Origin of the sequence: Sphingomonas phyllosphaerae (assembly GCF_029623345.1) — a bacterium.
Lineage (GTDB): Bacteria > Pseudomonadota > Alphaproteobacteria > Sphingomonadales > Sphingomonadaceae > Sphingomonas > Sphingomonas phyllosphaerae_C.
The window spans coordinates 75,032-89,883 of record NZ_JAPYKH010000016.1; the positions used below are offsets into that span (position 1 = coordinate 75,032).

14 protein-coding genes are annotated in these 14,852 nt (G+C 71.1%); 10 read left to right on the forward strand and 4 right to left on the reverse strand.

What is annotated here, in order from left to right; all coding sequences use genetic code 11:
* Nucleotides 1-122 precede the first annotated feature (122 nt).
* A complete protein-coding gene (locus QBJ89_RS14840; protein ID WP_277981248.1) occupies nucleotides 123-446 on the forward strand; it encodes a hypothetical protein in 324 nt (107 codons plus the stop codon).
* Nucleotides 447-580: 134 nt separating this feature from the next.
* Here QBJ89_RS14840 and QBJ89_RS14845 read toward each other — a convergent pair whose 3' ends face one another.
* The 3 genes from QBJ89_RS14845 to QBJ89_RS14855 all read right to left on the reverse strand — a co-directional run bounded on the left by QBJ89_RS14845 (nucleotide 581) and on the right by QBJ89_RS14855 (nucleotide 5,132).
* Entirely contained in the window at nucleotides 581-1,186 is a 606-nt protein-coding gene (locus tag QBJ89_RS14845) for a glutathione S-transferase family protein (protein WP_277981249.1), read from the reverse strand.
* Nucleotides 1,187-1,189: 3 nt separating this feature from the next.
* Nucleotides 1,190-2,080 (reverse strand): dienelactone hydrolase family protein, encoded by an 891-nt coding sequence (locus QBJ89_RS14850; RefSeq protein WP_277981250.1) that lies wholly within the window; start codon nucleotides 2,078-2,080, stop codon nucleotides 1,190-1,192.
* An 82-nt stretch (nucleotides 2,081-2,162) separates the two neighbouring features.
* Nucleotides 2,163-5,132: a TonB-dependent receptor plug domain-containing protein gene (locus tag QBJ89_RS14855; RefSeq protein ID WP_277981251.1), complete on the reverse strand. Its 2,970-nt coding sequence runs from the start codon at nucleotides 5,130-5,132 to the stop codon at nucleotides 2,163-2,165.
* A gap of 494 nt (nucleotides 5,133-5,626) precedes the next feature.
* Here QBJ89_RS14855 and QBJ89_RS14860 point away from each other — a divergent pair, with 494 nt between their 5' ends.
* The gene (locus QBJ89_RS14860; protein ID WP_277981252.1) at nucleotides 5,627-7,981 is read left to right on the forward strand and encodes a penicillin acylase family protein; all 2,355 of its coding nucleotides are present in this window, start codon (nucleotides 5,627-5,629) and stop codon (nucleotides 7,979-7,981) included.
* Complete coding sequence (locus tag QBJ89_RS14865) at nucleotides 7,978-9,552, forward strand: N-acyl-D-amino-acid deacylase family protein (RefSeq protein WP_277981253.1); 1,575 nt, start codon at nucleotides 7,978-7,980, stop codon at nucleotides 9,550-9,552. The genes QBJ89_RS14860 and QBJ89_RS14865 overlap by 4 nt, the downstream gene beginning before the upstream one ends.
* Before the next feature lie 5 nt (nucleotides 9,553-9,557).
* Here QBJ89_RS14865 and QBJ89_RS14870 read toward each other — a convergent pair whose 3' ends face one another.
* Nucleotides 9,558-10,724: an acyltransferase family protein gene (locus QBJ89_RS14870; RefSeq protein ID WP_277981254.1), complete on the reverse strand. Its 1,167-nt coding sequence runs from the start codon at nucleotides 10,722-10,724 to the stop codon at nucleotides 9,558-9,560.
* A gap of 151 nt (nucleotides 10,725-10,875) precedes the next feature.
* Between QBJ89_RS14870 and ispG the strand changes: the two genes are divergently transcribed.
* The 7 genes from ispG to QBJ89_RS14905 are packed head-to-tail and all read left to right on the forward strand — an operon-like array spanning nucleotide 10,876 to nucleotide 14,700.
* Complete coding sequence (gene ispG, locus QBJ89_RS14875; RefSeq protein WP_277981255.1) at nucleotides 10,876-12,000, forward strand: flavodoxin-dependent (E)-4-hydroxy-3-methylbut-2-enyl-diphosphate synthase; 1,125 nt, start codon at nucleotides 10,876-10,878, stop codon at nucleotides 11,998-12,000.
* Nucleotides 12,001-12,036: 36 nt separating this feature from the next.
* Nucleotides 12,037-12,282, forward strand: a complete 246-nt coding sequence (locus QBJ89_RS14880) for an AbrB/MazE/SpoVT family DNA-binding domain-containing protein (protein ID WP_277981256.1) — start codon at nucleotides 12,037-12,039, stop codon at nucleotides 12,280-12,282.
* Nucleotides 12,279-12,665 (forward strand): type II toxin-antitoxin system VapC family toxin, encoded by a 387-nt coding sequence (locus tag QBJ89_RS14885; protein WP_277981257.1) that lies wholly within the window; start codon nucleotides 12,279-12,281, stop codon nucleotides 12,663-12,665. The genes QBJ89_RS14880 and QBJ89_RS14885 overlap by 4 nt, the downstream gene beginning before the upstream one ends.
* Nucleotides 12,662-13,564, forward strand: coding sequence for a DMT family transporter (locus QBJ89_RS14890; RefSeq protein WP_277981258.1), 903 nt, complete (start codon nucleotides 12,662-12,664; stop codon nucleotides 13,562-13,564). The genes QBJ89_RS14885 and QBJ89_RS14890 overlap by 4 nt, the downstream gene beginning before the upstream one ends.
* Nucleotides 13,561-14,043 (forward strand): GNAT family N-acetyltransferase, encoded by a 483-nt coding sequence (locus QBJ89_RS14895; RefSeq protein WP_277981259.1) that lies wholly within the window; start codon nucleotides 13,561-13,563, stop codon nucleotides 14,041-14,043. The genes QBJ89_RS14890 and QBJ89_RS14895 overlap by 4 nt, the downstream gene beginning before the upstream one ends.
* Nucleotide 14,044: 1 nt before the next feature.
* Nucleotides 14,045-14,368: a DMT family transporter gene (locus QBJ89_RS14900; RefSeq protein ID WP_277981260.1), complete on the forward strand. Its 324-nt coding sequence runs from the start codon at nucleotides 14,045-14,047 to the stop codon at nucleotides 14,366-14,368.
* On the forward strand, nucleotides 14,365-14,700 hold the full coding sequence (locus QBJ89_RS14905; RefSeq protein WP_277981261.1) for a TfoX/Sxy family protein: 336 nt from the start codon (nucleotides 14,365-14,367) through the stop codon (nucleotides 14,698-14,700). The genes QBJ89_RS14900 and QBJ89_RS14905 overlap by 4 nt, the downstream gene beginning before the upstream one ends.
* The last annotated feature ends 152 nt before the right edge of the window (nucleotides 14,701-14,852 follow it).

Genomic DNA, 14,852 nt, shown 5'->3' on the forward strand with positions numbered 1-14,852 from the left:
GCCCGGCGGCGCGACAGTCGGTTACACTTTCACGTGCGCGCTGGGACAATTTCGCGAAGGATGCCGCCTATCTCTCTCATCACCGGGCCGCGACGCCGCGGCCGATTGTAAAGGAGCGTGACATGAACCGTCTCAAGACCGTGATCGCCGGGCTCGGGCTCGCCGCCGTCGTGGTGCCGGGGATCGCCAGCGCGGCGCCGTGGCAGTCGATCAACCAGCGTCAGGCGCGGCTCGACCAGCGCATCGACCAGGGCATCCGCTCGGGCGCGCTCAACCGCAACGAGGCGCGCCGACTACGGCAGGAGTCGCGCCAGCTCGCCGCGCTGGAAGGCCGCTATCGCCGCGACGGGCTGTCGGCATCGGAGCGCCGTGACCTCGATCGCCGTTTCGACGCGCTGAGCGCGCGCGTGCGCTACGACAAGCACGAGGGGCGCCGCTATCGCTGAGTGTTGGAGGCTCGCCCCTGATCACGGGGCGGGCCTTTCACACGCTTGGTGCCTTCCTCTACCGTCCGTCACCAGCGCCTTCCCACCTGGGCGCCGGCCTTCGCCAGGGATAAGCGAGGAAGTAACGCTTCACTCTATTTCCCCTTCAGCAGCGCATCGTCGATGTCGTTGGCGCGCTGCCAGGCCGGGCGGGTACGGACACGGTCGAGATAGGCCATGAAGGTCTCGCGCGGCTCCAGCAGGCCGAAGCTGGTGAAGAAGCCCACTGCGCTGCCGACGAACACGTCCGCCGCGGTGAAGCGGTCGCCCGCGACGTAATCGCGCTTCTCCAGCGCGCGCTCGAACGCGTCGACCGCGCGCGCGAAGCTGGCATAGCCCACCATCACCTCGCGCTCAGGCGGCACCTGCACGCCAAGCGCCTTGTCAACCATCGCCGACTCCAGCGGCCCCGAGGTGAAAAACAGCCAGCGGTAATAGGCCGCGCGCTCGTCGCCGCGGGGCGCCAGCGCGGCCTCGGGGAAAGCCTCGGCGAGGTAGGCGCAGATCGCCGCGGCCTCGCTCACCACCTGGCCGTCGTGGACGATCACCGGCACCTTTCCGAGTGGGTTGGCCTCGAGCAGCGCGGCGGGCTTCTTGTCGAAGTCGATCACCACCGATTCATAGGGCGCGCCGATCTCCTCGAGCATCCAGCGTGCGCTGCGGCTGCGCGATCGGGGGTGCGTGAAGAAAGTGAGCGTCATCGATCAGGCGTCCAGATGCTGGTGGAGGAAGGCGGTGGTGCGCTGCCAGGCGAGATCGGCAGCCTGCTTATTGTAGCGCTCCGCTGCGGTGTCGTTGTTGAAGGCGTGGTCGACGCCCGGATAGGTGAAGGCCTCGAACGGCTTGCCGGCAGCGCGCAGCGCGGCGACCCAAGGCTCGGCGGTTTGTGCCACGCGCATGTCCTTGCCGGCGTAGTGGAGCAGCAACGGCACCTGGAGCTTCGCCGCCTCTGCGGGATCGGGCGCGGGGCCGTAATAGCTCACCCCCGCAGCCAGCGCCGGCCCGGCGGCGAGCGCGACGCGGTCGACCAGCGCGCCGCCCCAGCAGAAGCCGATCGTCCCGACTTTGCCGTTGCCGTTGGCGCGGTGGCCGAGTCGCTTCACCACCACCACCGCGGTGGCGATCGTGGCGTCATAGTCGAGCGCGCCGATCAGCTCGCGCGCCTTGTCCTCGTCCGCCGGCGTGCCGCCCGCGCTCGATAGGAAGTCGGGTGCGAATGCGAAGAAGCCGGCCAGAGCGACGCGGCGCGCCACATCCTCGATATGCGGTTGGAGCCCGCGATTCTCGTGGATCACCATCACCGCGCCGAGCTTGCCCGAGGCCTTCCGCGGCGCGGCGAAATAGCCGGTGATGCTGCTGCCATCGGCTAGTTTGAATCCGCCTTTTCGCGTGGTCAGCCGCTTGTCCGCGGGGTCGACTTGCGCCGCGGCGGCGGGGCTGGCGGCGATGCCGAGGATCAGCGCCTCGGCCGCGGCGGCCGAGCCCGCCAGCGCGGTCATCTGGCGCAGCAACGTGCGCCGGTCGCGATGCTCGTGGGTGTAGTCGTCGTATAGCCGCACCGCGGCGTCGCGCAGCCCAGGGTCGTTCCGGTCCATCGCCCGCTCCCGTGATTCGTCGCTTCTCGAGCGCGAGCCTAGCGGGGCAGGGGCGGCGGGGCCATGCGCGAGTGGCCCCGGCTCAGCGCGTCTGCATGCGGATGCCGAACCGGAGGGCGCGGCCGAGCAGGTCGCTGTAGGTACTGTTCGCCGCCAGCCCCGTCTCCGGGAGCAGCAGCGGCCAGCGATCGAAGACGTTGGTCACGTTGACGAACAGCTGCGCTTCGGCACCCGCCATCGGCACCTTGGCGGTGAGATTGAGGTCGGCGTAGAACAGCCCGGAGACGTGGTTGTCGTCATAGGTCGGGAATTGCGTCGTCGAGAGCGGGCAGCTCGTCTGGCACTCGATGCCGTTGGCGGCGTAGCGCCCGGAGCTCACACCGCGACCGATCCCGGTGATCGAGAAGCCCGGACCGTCATAGCCGACGCTGCCGCGGTAGAGCCAGGTCGGCGTGCTCGCCTGGCCGCCATTCACCCCGACCGAGTCGAGCACCACTTGTCCCGGCACGCCGGTGTCGAGCAGATTGTCGATGTAGCGCGTCGCGACGCCGCGCAGCGTCAGCGCGCCGGGGGCGGAGACACCGAGCGAGTCGAGCGCGACGCGGTAGGAGGCGTCGATGTCGACCCCGCGCACCAGCTGGCGCGCGGCGTTGAACGGCTGGGTGCGGAACAGCAGGTACGGCTGGGTCGGCGTCGAGCGCACCGGGTCCTGCGCAAAGGCGCTGCAGAATTGCTGCTGCCCCTGCTGGCACAGGTCGATGATGTTCTGCGCGCTGAAGCTGCTGATCGCATCGTCGACGTCGATGCGGAAATAGTCGACCGACAGGTTGAAGCCCGGCACCCAGCGGGGCGTGAGCACCACGCCGGCGTTCCACGAATCGGCCTTCTCAGGGCGCAGGTTGAGGTTGCCGGTCGCGGTGGCGGAATAGCCGAAGCTGGCCGGACCGTTGGCACCGTCACTGGTATAGGCGGGATTGCGCACCGAGTCGCTGTTGGCCGCGCCGGCTTGAAACAATTCGTTGAGGTTGGGCGCGCGGATGTCGCGCGAGCGTGTGACGCGGAAGCGGATGTCCTCGACCGGGCGCCAGGTCGCGCCCGCCTTCCACGTCGTGACATAACCTGCGGTGGAATAGCGCGTCGCGCGCGCCGCGCCGTTCAGTTCCAGGCCGAGCCCGAGCGGTACCACTGTCTCGAGATAGGCCTCCTTCACGTCATAGCTGCCGTTGGTGGGCAGGTAGTTGCCGACCGACCAGGCATTGGCGGTGCTGGTCTGCGTGACCACCGGCTGGAACTCGGCGGGGACGAAGCCGGTGATCTTCTCGCGGCGAAATTCCGCGCCGAGCGCGAGGCTGACGTCGCCCGCCCAGGTGGCGAAGGGGTTGAACGCGACGTTGGCGCCGGTGACCCACTGCTCCACCGTCTCGTCGCGATAGGGGTCGCCGAGGACGTAGCGCACCGCGGCGGGATCGGCGACGCCGACGCCAAGCCGGTTGAGCGGCACGCAGCCGGGCGCGTCATTGGCGGGGTTGGCGTCAGCGTTGACGCGGCAGGCGATCGTGCCGCCGGCGAAGACGGCGTCGGTCGCGGCGTTCATCCGCGCCAGGTTCATCACGTTGCGCAGCTGCTCGCGCAGCTCGGCGCGGCCGTACTGGCCGTAGACGTTCCAGCTCGCGGGACGGCCGAACGCCTCGGTCTTTCCCTCCGCCCCAATGACATAGCGCTGCACCTCGCGACGGTTGTCGACCGCGCGGAACGGCAGGTCGGCCGAGGAGGTCGCGATCGTGACGGTGTTGATCCCGCTCAGTAGCGCGGGGCCGAGCGTGTTCTGGAGGAAGGCGTTGTCGCGCTCGTAGGTGATACCGGTCGAGAGATTCGGCCCGGCGTTGAAGAAGACGTGCTGGCGATTGTACGAACCCTCGGCGAACAGCTCCACGCCGTCCGCCACCTCGAAGCCGGCGCGCGCGAACACGCCGTGGCGGTCGTCTTCGGGGTCGAGCCCGATGCGGCGGCCGGTGTCGTTGATCTGCCAGTCGCCGCCCTGGGTCAGCGTCGGCGCCGCGCTGCCGCCCGGCGCGGGGAAGGTGAGCGCGCCGTAATTGTACCGCTGCACCGCGCCGCTCGCGCCGAAATAATAGCCGCGCAGCCGGTTGGCGGTGCCCCCCGACGAGGCGGTGACGATCCCGCCCGGTGTCGAGTTGACCGCGCCGACCTGGCGGCGGATCAGGAATTGCGGGGTGGTGCTGGTCGCGGTCCAGTTCGGGTCCTGGATGCGGACATAGCCGGTCGCGTTCCAGTCGCGATCGACCTGGAAGATGCCGTCGCGATGCGCCAGCTCGGCGCTGACGACGAGGTGCCCGCGCCCGCCCGCGAAGCTGAGCCCGCCGGTGACCGCGAGCGAGTAATTGTAGCCGTCGCCCTTGTCGGTCACGCCGCTGTCGGCGCTGACCTTGATGCCCTCATATTGCTTGTCGAGCACGAAGTTGACGACACCCGCCACCGCGTCGGAGCCGTAGGCGGCGGAGGCGCCGCCGGTGACGATCTCGACGCTCTTGACCAGCGCCTGTGGGATCGTGTTGACGTCGACCAGTCCGGTGATGGTCGAGGCGACCGAGCGGCGGCCATCGAGCAGCACCAGCGTACGCGTCTCGCCGAGGTTGCGCAGGTTGAGCGCGTTAATCCCGGCCTGGCCGCTGCTGAGGTTGAGCCGCGAGTTGGCCGGGCGCGTGGAGCCGGCGAGCGCGGGGAGCTGGTTGACGAAATCGGCGATGTTGTTGCTGGGCGAGCCGTTCTGGATCTCCTCCTGGCTCAGCACGGTGAGCGGGGTGGGCGCCTCGAAACCACTTCGCAGCACGCGCGAACCAGTAACGACCACATCGGCCCCGCCTTCCGGTGCGGCCGCCTCGGCCTGCGCCGTGGCAAGCTCCCCCGCGGGCGGCGTCTGCTCCGCCGGCGCGGTCTGCCCCGCGGCGGGGAGCGCGAGCGCCGCCAGCAGCGTGCCGCCGGCCCATCCCGCCAGGAGCGCGCCGCGTCCGATGTGCCGCCGTTTTGTCATCTCTGCCCCCTATGACCCGCGAGGGCCGCTGCGTTCGGCCGGGCCGCGCGGCCCGCCGTCGCCTCCTGCGCGACCCCCGCGGCCGCGGTCGTTCGAGCGCCGGGCGTGTCGGGTATCGTCGCCGAAGGTGAAGCGGCGCGGCGGGAAGCGTCAAGCGCTTCGTCGTTTCGCAGCGTTGTGAGTGGCATAGACGCGGGGCATGGGTCCGAGCCACGCGTGCGGATGGGTGCGGGACGCCGGCGGTGTTGCGCCCAGCGGCCGTGTTCCCGCGAACGCGGGAACCCAGCGCCAAGCAGAACATCGGCGCGAGAGGCGAGACGCTCGGAGGCTCCCGCGTGCGCGGGAGCAAGAACAGAACCTCGCGGCCCACGCGAAGGAATATGGCCGTGTCACCATAGCCGCGGCCTATGCCCCCACCGCCGATCGCGGCTCGCGCCCGCTAGCATGCGCGTGTAGCGTCACCTCGCTCGCCGCCGGCACGACAGGGAGACCCAATGCTCGACCGTCGCTCGTTCCTGCTCGGCAGCGCCGCGACATTCGCGCTCGCCCCGGCATGGCGCGCACGCGCGCAGACCGCGCCCGCGTCGTCGCGCACCCTCGCCGCGGGTCTCACCGCACCCATCGAGATCGTCGACGATGTCTACGGCGTGCCGCATATCCGCGCGCAAACCATCCCCGACGCTTTTTTCGGCCAGGGCTATGTCGTCGCGCGCGACCGGTTGTTTCAGATCGACCTCGCGCACCGCCGCGAGCTCGGCCGGCTCGCCGAGGCGTTCGGCGCCGACTTCGCGCCGCACGACGCCACCGCGCGGCTGTTCCACTATCGCGGCGACCTCGACGCCGAGCTGTCGCGCGTCCCCCCGGCGGTGCTGGCCTGCGCGCGCAGCTACGTCGCCGGGATCAACGCGCGGATCGCCGAGGTGACCGCCGACCCGGCGCTGCTACCGCCTGAATATCGCATCCTCGGCGTGACTCCCTTGCGCTGGGACGTGCGCGACTTTGTGCTCGCGCGCGGCGCCGCTGCGGGCAACACCGACGACGAGCTGCGCCGCGCCCAGCTCGCCGCGCTCGGTCTGCTCGCGCTCGACGCGGTGGTGGCACCGCTCCGCCCCGCCGCGGTGCTGCGCGTGCCCGAGGGGCTCGACGTCGCCGCGGTGAGCGACGGCGACCTCGCCGCGCTCGACCTCGGCGGCCTGCCCTTCGGACCCGAAACGCCGACGCGCGGCGAGCGGCTCGACGCCGCCAACGCGGGCAGCAACGCGTGGACCATCGCGCCGTCGCGCAGCGCGACCGGGCGCGCGATCCTCGCCAACGACCCGCATCTCGGGCTGGGCGGCTTCGGCCCGCGCCACGTCGCGCATCTCAGCGCGCCCGGGCTCGACGTGATCGGCGGCGGGGCGCCCGGCCTGCCCGGGATCATGCAGGGACACACCGACCGTTTCGCCTTCGGCCGCACCAATTTCCACATCGACCAGGAGGATCTGTTCGTCCTCGAGCTCCACCCCAGCGACCCCGAGCGTTACCGTCACGCCGGCGCGTGGAAGGCGTTCGACTCGCGCACCGTCGTGATCCCGGTACAGGGCGCCACGCCGCACCGTGTGACGCTGCGCCACTCGGTCCACGGCCCGGTGGTGAGCCACGATCCGGCGAAGCGCCGCGCCACCGCGCTGGCCTCGATCGCGATGCAGCCGGGCGCGAGCGGCGCCTTCGCGATGATCGCGATCAATCTCGCGCGCGACTGGCAGGGGCTGAAGGCGGCGTTCGCGCTGCATCCCTCGCCGACCAACTTCCACTACGCCGACGTGGCGGGGAACCACGGCTGGCAGGTGGTCGGCTTCGTGCCGCAGCGCAAACGCGGCGAGGGGCTGCTGCCGGTGCCGGGCGACGGTCGCTACGACTGGACCGGCTACCGCGACTATCGCGTGCTGCCGAGCGTCTACAACCCACCCGCGGGCTGGTTCGCCTCCGCCAACCAGGACAATCTGCCCGCCGGATGGCCGCGCGACCGCGTCCCGGCGCACTCCTTCCGCGATCCCTATCGCTACGAGCGGATCGCGGCGGTGCTCGCCGCGCAGCCGCGCCATACGCTCGCGGACAGCGTCGCACTCCAGCACGACACGCTCTCCGCGCCGGCGCGACAGCTGCTCGCGCTGCTGCCCGCGGGTGGGTCGCCTGCCGCGACGCTGCTGCACGGCTGGGACGCGCGCGTCGACGGCGACAGTGCCGCCGCGGCGTTGTTCGAGATCCTGTGGCGCGAGCTCGGCCAGCGCGCGCTCGCCGCGATCGTGCCCGAGCGAGCGCGCCACCTCGTCACCGAGATCGCGCCCTCGGTGCTGCTCGGCCTGCTCGCCCGCCCCGACCGGCGGCTCGGTGCGGACCCGGCCGCAGCACGCGACGCTTTGCTCGCCGCCGCGCTGGCGAGCGCCTGGGACCGTGCCGTCGTGCTGATGGGGCCGGACGCGCGGACGTGGCGCTGGGACCGGCTCCACCGCGTGACGATCCGCCACCCGCTGTCGCGCATCCCCGCGATCGCCGCCGCCTTCCCGCCGATCGAGGGCGGCGGCTCGGGCGGGGACAGTTACACCGTGATGGCGCGCTGGCTCGGCGACGGACCGGACTGGCGCACCCGCGGCGGGGCGAGCTATCTCCAGGTGATCGACGTCGGGGATTGGGACCGCTCGCTGATGCTCAACCTGCCTGGCCAGTCGATTGCGCCGACGTCGCCGCACTATCGCGACCAGTACGCGCCTTGGATCGCGGGACGGATGCTGCCGATGCTGTTCGGGCGCGCCGCGGTCGACGCGCAGGTCGCGATGCGGCGGACGCTGCTGCCCGCGGATGTGCGGTGAGGCGCGCGCTGCTCGCGCTGCTGCTGGTCGGGGCGGCGCCTGCACCGACACTACCCGACGTCGCGATTCGCGGCGGCACGGTCTATTCGGGCGCCGACGCAGCGCCGTTCCGCGGCGACGTCGAGGTGAGCGGCGACCGGATCAGCTATGTCGGGCCGCCGCGGCGCGGCAAGGCAAGGCGCATCATCGACGCGCGCGGCAAGCTGGTCACCCCCGGGCTGATCGACGCGCATACCCATCCCGACACCTACCTGCGCTCGCCCGATGCCAAAACACGCGCCAACATCGCCTGGCTCGCACAGGGTGTGACAACGATCGTCACCGGGGTCGACGGCTATGGCACCCCGGACGTCGCGGCCGACTCACGCGCGCTCGCCGGTAAGGGAATCGGCACCAACACCGTCCCCTTCGTCGGCTTCGGCGCGGTGCGGCGCCGCGTGCTGGGGGCATCGGCGCGCGCGCCCGACGCCGACGAGCTGGCCACGATGCGCGCGCTGGTGGCAGGTGCGATGTGCCAGGGCGCGACGGGCTTCTCGACCGGGCTGTTCTACGCGCCGCAGCGCTATGCCAGCACCGAGGAGGTGATCGCGGTGGCGCGCGAGGCGGGATCGCGCGGCGGACTCTACGACACGCACCAGCGCGACGAATCGGACTATTCGATCGGGCTGATGGCCTCGACCCGCGAGGCGCTGCGAATCGGGCGCGAGGCGGCGATGCCGGTGCATATCGCGCATCTCAAGGCACTCGGCGTCGCGGTCCACGGCCAGGCGCCCGCGCTTGTCGCGCTGATCGAGGCAGCGCGCCGCGCCGGGCAGGAGGTCACCGCCGACCAATATCCGTGGCTCGCCTCGGGCTCGGCGGTGGACGCCGCTTTGGTGCCGGGTTGGGCGCTCGACGGCGGTTACCGCGCCATGATCGCGCGCTTCGACGATCCTGCGGCGATGGCGCGGATCCGCCCGGAGATGCAGGCCAACCTGCGCCGCCGCGGCGGAGCGGCCTCACTGTTGCTGACCAGCGCGGGCCAGCCGTGGACGGGGCGGACGCTCGCGCAGGTGGCGGCGGCGTGGCGGGTCGACCCGATCGACGCCGCGCTCCGCATCCTGCGCGCGCCCAATGCCGCGCGCACCGACCCCGCAGGGGCAGCGGTGGCGAGTTTCAACATGGTCGATCGCGATGTCGACCTGATCATGCGCCAGCCCTGGGTGGTGACCAGCTCGGATGGGTCCGACGGTCACCCGCGCCAGTTCGCCACCTTTCCGAGGAAATATCGGGTCTACGTCCGCCAGCGCCGCGTCATCACCCTGGCCGACTTCGTGCGGCGTGCGACCGGGGCGAGCGCGGATATCTACCGGCTGGTAGGACGCGGCTACCTACGCGCGGGCTATGCCGCGGACATAACGGTGATCGATCCGGCGCGCTACGCGCCGCGCGCGGATTACCTCCACCCGCGCGTGCCGAGCGCGGGCGTCGCCGCCGTGCTGGTCAACGGGCGCGTGGCGCTGGTGAACGGCAGGCCGACGGGCGCGCTCGCCGGGCGCGTGCTGCTGCGCGCGACGCCGCGCGGCTGCTGAGCCGGTCATACCAGTGCGGGGCGCGGGTCGACATGGGTGCGGCGCGAGGCGTGGCGGCGCAGCCCGATCAGCGGGCGCACCGGCCCGATCGCGCGACCGATCAGGTAGAAGGCCCAGCAGCCCGCCACGGTGGCCGCCACCAGCAGCGCGAACTCGGCCCAGCCCGGCAGCGCCAGCGGGCGCAGCGCGTCGGCGGCGAGCACGATGATCGACTGGTGCACGATGTAGAAGGGAAATACCGCCTCGGTCAGCATCGGGCGCCAGCGCTGGTCGCGGTTCCAGTGCGAATCGGCATAGCCGATCAGCGCCGTCACCGCACTCCAGCCCTCGACCGCGCGCGCGATCGAGAAGATCGTGCCCCAGGGCGCGGGCATGGTGTTGCCCGGCCAGCGGATCTCGATGCCGGCGACGAGCGCATAGGCGGCCAGCGCGAGCGCCGCCGCGGGCTTCCACTGGCGCACGAAGGCGGCAAGCGTGGCTGGCGCGCAGGCGAGCGCATAGCCAAACAGGAAGGCGGGAAAGTAGCTGGCGTGCGCGACCCAGTCGTCGACCAGCGCGTGCGTCTCGCGCGCGCCCGGGAACAGGACGAAGTTGACCAGCACCATCCAGGCGATCGGCAGGGCTAGCAGGGCGGGCCCCCGCATTACCCAGGCGAAGCCTTGCTGCGCCGTTGTGGTGACGATGGCGGGCAACAGCCCGGCGGCAAGGGCCAGCACAAGTGTGTAGATCCACAGATAGCCGATGAACCACAGGTGGTTCCAGGTCGGCAGCAAGAGCGGCCCGAGCATCGCGAAGCGCCAGTAATCGTGCCAGTAGAAGTACAGGAACCCATGCGGATAGCCGAACTTCTCACCGAGCTCGACCCAGGGCTGCACCGGCACGATCACGGCCACGCCGAAGGCGAGCGGCACTAGCAGCCGAAGCGAGCGCTGCCGGGCAAACCGCCACGGCTTCTTGTTGCGGATCATCAGCGCGCGGCTGGCGTAGCCGGACACGAGGAACAGCAGCGCGAGCCGCCACGGATTGGACGCCATCATCGGCACCGCCACCCACCAGGCGCCTGGCAGCTTGGCGTGGAAGTCCCACGGTACGAACACCATCCCGACATGGTAGAGGATGAGGATCGCGAACGCCCCGATGCGGAGCCAGTCGAGGCCATAATGCCGCTGCATCGCGGCGCGACTAGCATTAACGCCGCGATTACGCGAGGCGGGGAGGTCAGCCGTGCCGCGGAGCGCCGGGCGGGAGCCCCCGCGGAGGGGCGGAGCCTGCACCTGAGCCTCTGCCTTTCAACCGACACGCCGCGCATGTATATGGAGCGCCATGTCCATTCGTCCGTGGCGCGATATCACGCGCCGAGAGAGCCGCCAGATCATGGTCGGCAACGTCCCCGTCGGCGGTGGCGCGCCGGTCACCGTGCAGACGATGACCAACACGCCGACCGAGGACGTGCGCGCCACGGTCGACCAGATTCGCCGCTGCGAGGACGCCGGCGCCGACATCGTCCGCGTCAGCTGCCCCGACGTCGCGTCGACCACCGCGCTGCGCCAGATCGTGCGCGCCGCCGCGGTGCCGATCGTCGCGGACATCCACTTCCACTATAAGCGCGCGCTCGAGGCGGCGGACGCCGGCTCGGCGTGCCTGCGGATCAACCCGGGCAATATCGGCTCGTCCGAGCGCGTCGCCGAGGTGGTGCGCGCCGCCAAGGCCAATGGCTGCGCGATCCGGATCGGCGTCAACGCGGGCAGCCTCGAGAAGGACCTGCTCGAGAAATACGGCGAGCCCTGCCCCGAGGCGCTGGTCGAGAGCGCGCTCGATCATATCAAGCTGCTCCAGGACCACGACTTTCACGAATATAAAGTGGCGGTGAAGGCGTCCGACGTGTTTCTCGCGGTGGCGGCCTATCAGCAGCTCGCGGACGCGGTCGATTGTCCGCTCCATCTCGGCATCACCGAGGCCGGCGGGCTGATCGGCGGCACGGTGAAGTCGTCGATCGGGATGGGCTCGCTCTTGTGGTTCGGCATCGGCGACACGATCCGCGTCTCGCTCTCGGCCGAGCCCGAGGAAGAGGTGCGCGTCGGCTTCGAGATCCTCAAGGCGCTCGGCATCCGCAACCGCGGCGTGCGGGTGGTGAGCTGCCCGAGCTGCGCGCGCCAGGGCTTCGACGTGATCCGCACCGTGCAGACGTTGGAGGAGCGGCTCCAGCATATCCGCACGCCGATGTCGCTGAGCGTGCTCGGCTGCGTCGTCAACGGCCCGGGCGAGGCGCGCGAGACCGATATCGGGATCACCGGCGGCGGCAACGGGCGCCACATGGTGTATCTCTCCGGCGTGACCGACCATCACGTCCAGGACGCCGACATGGTCGAGCATATCGTCCGGCTGGTCGAGGCCAAGGCGGCCGAGATCGAGGCGCGCGACGCGGCGGCGGCGGTCGCGGCGGAATAGGTCCGGTGCTATAGGTCGGGTCGTGGGGGCCCTGACATGACCTATCATGCGGAGGTGATCGCGGGGGGCAAGATCGTCATTCCCGGCGACCTGCGTCGAGAATTCGGGATCAAGGACGGCGACACGCTGATGCTGGACAAGGACGGGTCGGGCCGCCTCTCGATCATGACGGTCGAGCAATCGGTGCGTGAGTCGCAGCGGCGCGCGCAGGCGATCTTCGGCGATGAGTGTAGCGTCGAGCAGTTCCTGCGGGAGCGTCGCGCCAACTGGGGCGGGGAATGAGGGCCGTCGTCGACGCGTCGGCCATCATGGCATTGATGCTCGGCGAACCCGGGGCGGAGATCGTGATCGCGGTGGTCCGGCGAAGCTTGAGGTCGGCGGTGAACGTGTCGGAATGCTGCGCGCGCGGCGTCGAGCGTCAGGCGAGCGTGGAGCAGGTGCTGGAGATCGTCCGCGGCTACGACGTCGAGGTGGTGCCGTTCGACCTCAACGACGCGCTCGCGGCGGGGAGCTTGCGGGCGTCGACCCGATCCATCGGCGCGTCGCTAGGTGATCGCGCCTGCCTCGCGCTTGGGCAGCGTCACCATCTTCCCGTGCTCGCTGGCGACCGGCGCCTGGCCGCGATTGATCCCGCGCTCGGCATCGACGTGCGCCTGATCCGTTGACCGCCACGCGCGCGCTCTCGCCCGCGCTCGCCTTCGCGGTGGCGGCGGCGGGGATCGGGCTGTTCTCGATCATGGACGCCTTCATGAAGGCGCTGACGCTCGCGCTCGGCGTCTACAACGCGCTGCTGTGGCGCGCGCTGCTCGCCGCGCTCATCGGCGGCGCGGTGTGGCGGCGCGGCCGCGGGCGGCGGCCGACCGCGCGCGCGCTGCGGCTGCACGTCCTGCGCGGCGCGATCACCACGGCGATGGCGCTGCTGTTCTTCTGGGGACTGGCGCGCGTGCCGATGGCGCAGGCGATCGCGCTCACCTACATCGCCCCGCTGCTCGCGCTGCTGCTCGGCGCGCTGTTCCTGCACGAGCGTGTCGGCACGCGGGTGGTCGTGGCTTCGCTCGTCGCGCTCGCCGGGGTCGGCGTGATCCTTGCCGGACACGCGCGGCTGGCGCTCGCGCCCGACGGGCTGCACGGCGCCGCCGCGATCCTGGCGTCGGCGGTCCTCTACGCCTGCAACCTGGTGGTCGCGCGGCTGCAGAGCCAGGCCGCCGACGCGCGCGAGATCGCCTTCGTCCAATCGGCGGTGCTCGCCGTGCTGCTCGGGCTCGCCGCGCCCTGGCTGGCGACGGTGCCGCCGGTGGCGCATTGGTGGCAGATCGTGATCGCGGCGGCGCTGGCGACGGGCTCGCTGTTCCTGCTCGGCTTGGCCTATGCGCACGGCGAGACCGGCTTCCTCGCGACCACCGAATATACGTCGTTCGTCTATGCCGCGCTGCTCGGCTGGGCGGTGTTCGGCGAGCGCGTCGCTACCACCACCTTGGCCGGTGCGGCGATCATCGTTGCGGCGTGCCTCTATGCCGCGCGACGTCGCGCGACGCCGCTGGCTGCGCTAGAGGGGGCGGCATGACCGTCTCGATCCGTCCCGCCACCGCCGCCGACGTCCCCGTCATGCTGCGCTTCGTGCGCGAGCTCGCCGCCTATGAGCGCGAGCCCGACGCGGTCGAGGCGACCGAGCCGATGATGGCGGAGGCGCTGTTCGGCGCGTCGCCCGCGGCCGAGGCGCTGATCGCCGAGCGCGACGCGGCGCCGGTCGGGTTCGCGCTCTATTTCTTCACCTATTCGACCTGGACCGGGAAGCGTGGGCTGTGGCTCGAGGACCTTTACGTCACCCCCGAGGCGCGCGGCAGCGGCGCGGGGGCGGCGCTGCTGCGCGCGCTCGCCGGCGTCGCGCTCGATCGCGGCTGCGCGCGCTTCGAATGGACCGTGCTCGACTGGAACACGCCCGCGATCGACTTCTACCGCGCCAAGGGCGCGGTGGCGCTCGACGCGTGGACGACGCAGCGGGTGAGCGGCGACGCACTGGTGACGCTCGCCGGTCGCGGCTAACATGGCGTGGCTTTGGTTGATCGCGGGCGGGCTGTGCGAGGTGGCGTTCACCACCTGCCTGCGCCACGCCGACGGCTTCCGCGATGCTGGCTGGACGCTTGGTTTTGTCGCCGCGGTGTCGTTGTCGATGCTGCTGCTGGACCGCGCAGCGCGGACGATCCCGCTCGGCACGGCCTATGCGGTGTGGACCGGGGTGGGCGCGCTCGGCACCGTGCTGATCGGCATCCTGTGGTACGACGAGCCGGCGACGCCGCTGCGGCTGCTGCTGATCCTCGGCGCGGTGGCGTGCATCGCCGGGCTCAAGCTGCTGGGGCCGGCGACGTGACGCTCAATCGCGCGCTGGTCGACTGGGTGGCGGAGGCGATGGCGCCGCTCGGTGAGATGACGCACCGGCGGATGATGGGCGGCGCGGCGCTGTACCTCGACGGCGTGATCTTCGCGCTGGTGACGGGCGACGGCGCGTTGTGGTTCAAGGCCGATGCGGCGAGCGACTTGGATTGGGACGCGGCTGGGTGCGACCGCTTCCGCTACGCGCGCGCGGGCAGAAGCGCCTCGATCAACTATCGCCGCGCGCCCGAAGACGTCCACGATGACGCGGACGCGATGCGCGCATGGGCGATGCTGGGGGTCGCGGCCGGGCGGCGCGCGGCGAGATAGCGGTGGCGTGACGCTCGGGTCACAGCGATGCGTGCGCGGAGAGTCCCCACCCCCGACCCCTCCCCTGAAGGGGGGAGAGCAGATGGGGCGACATCCCCCTTTCCTCCAGGTCAGGCGTCGGGGGTGGGGACTGTCCGCGCACGCAACGCTGT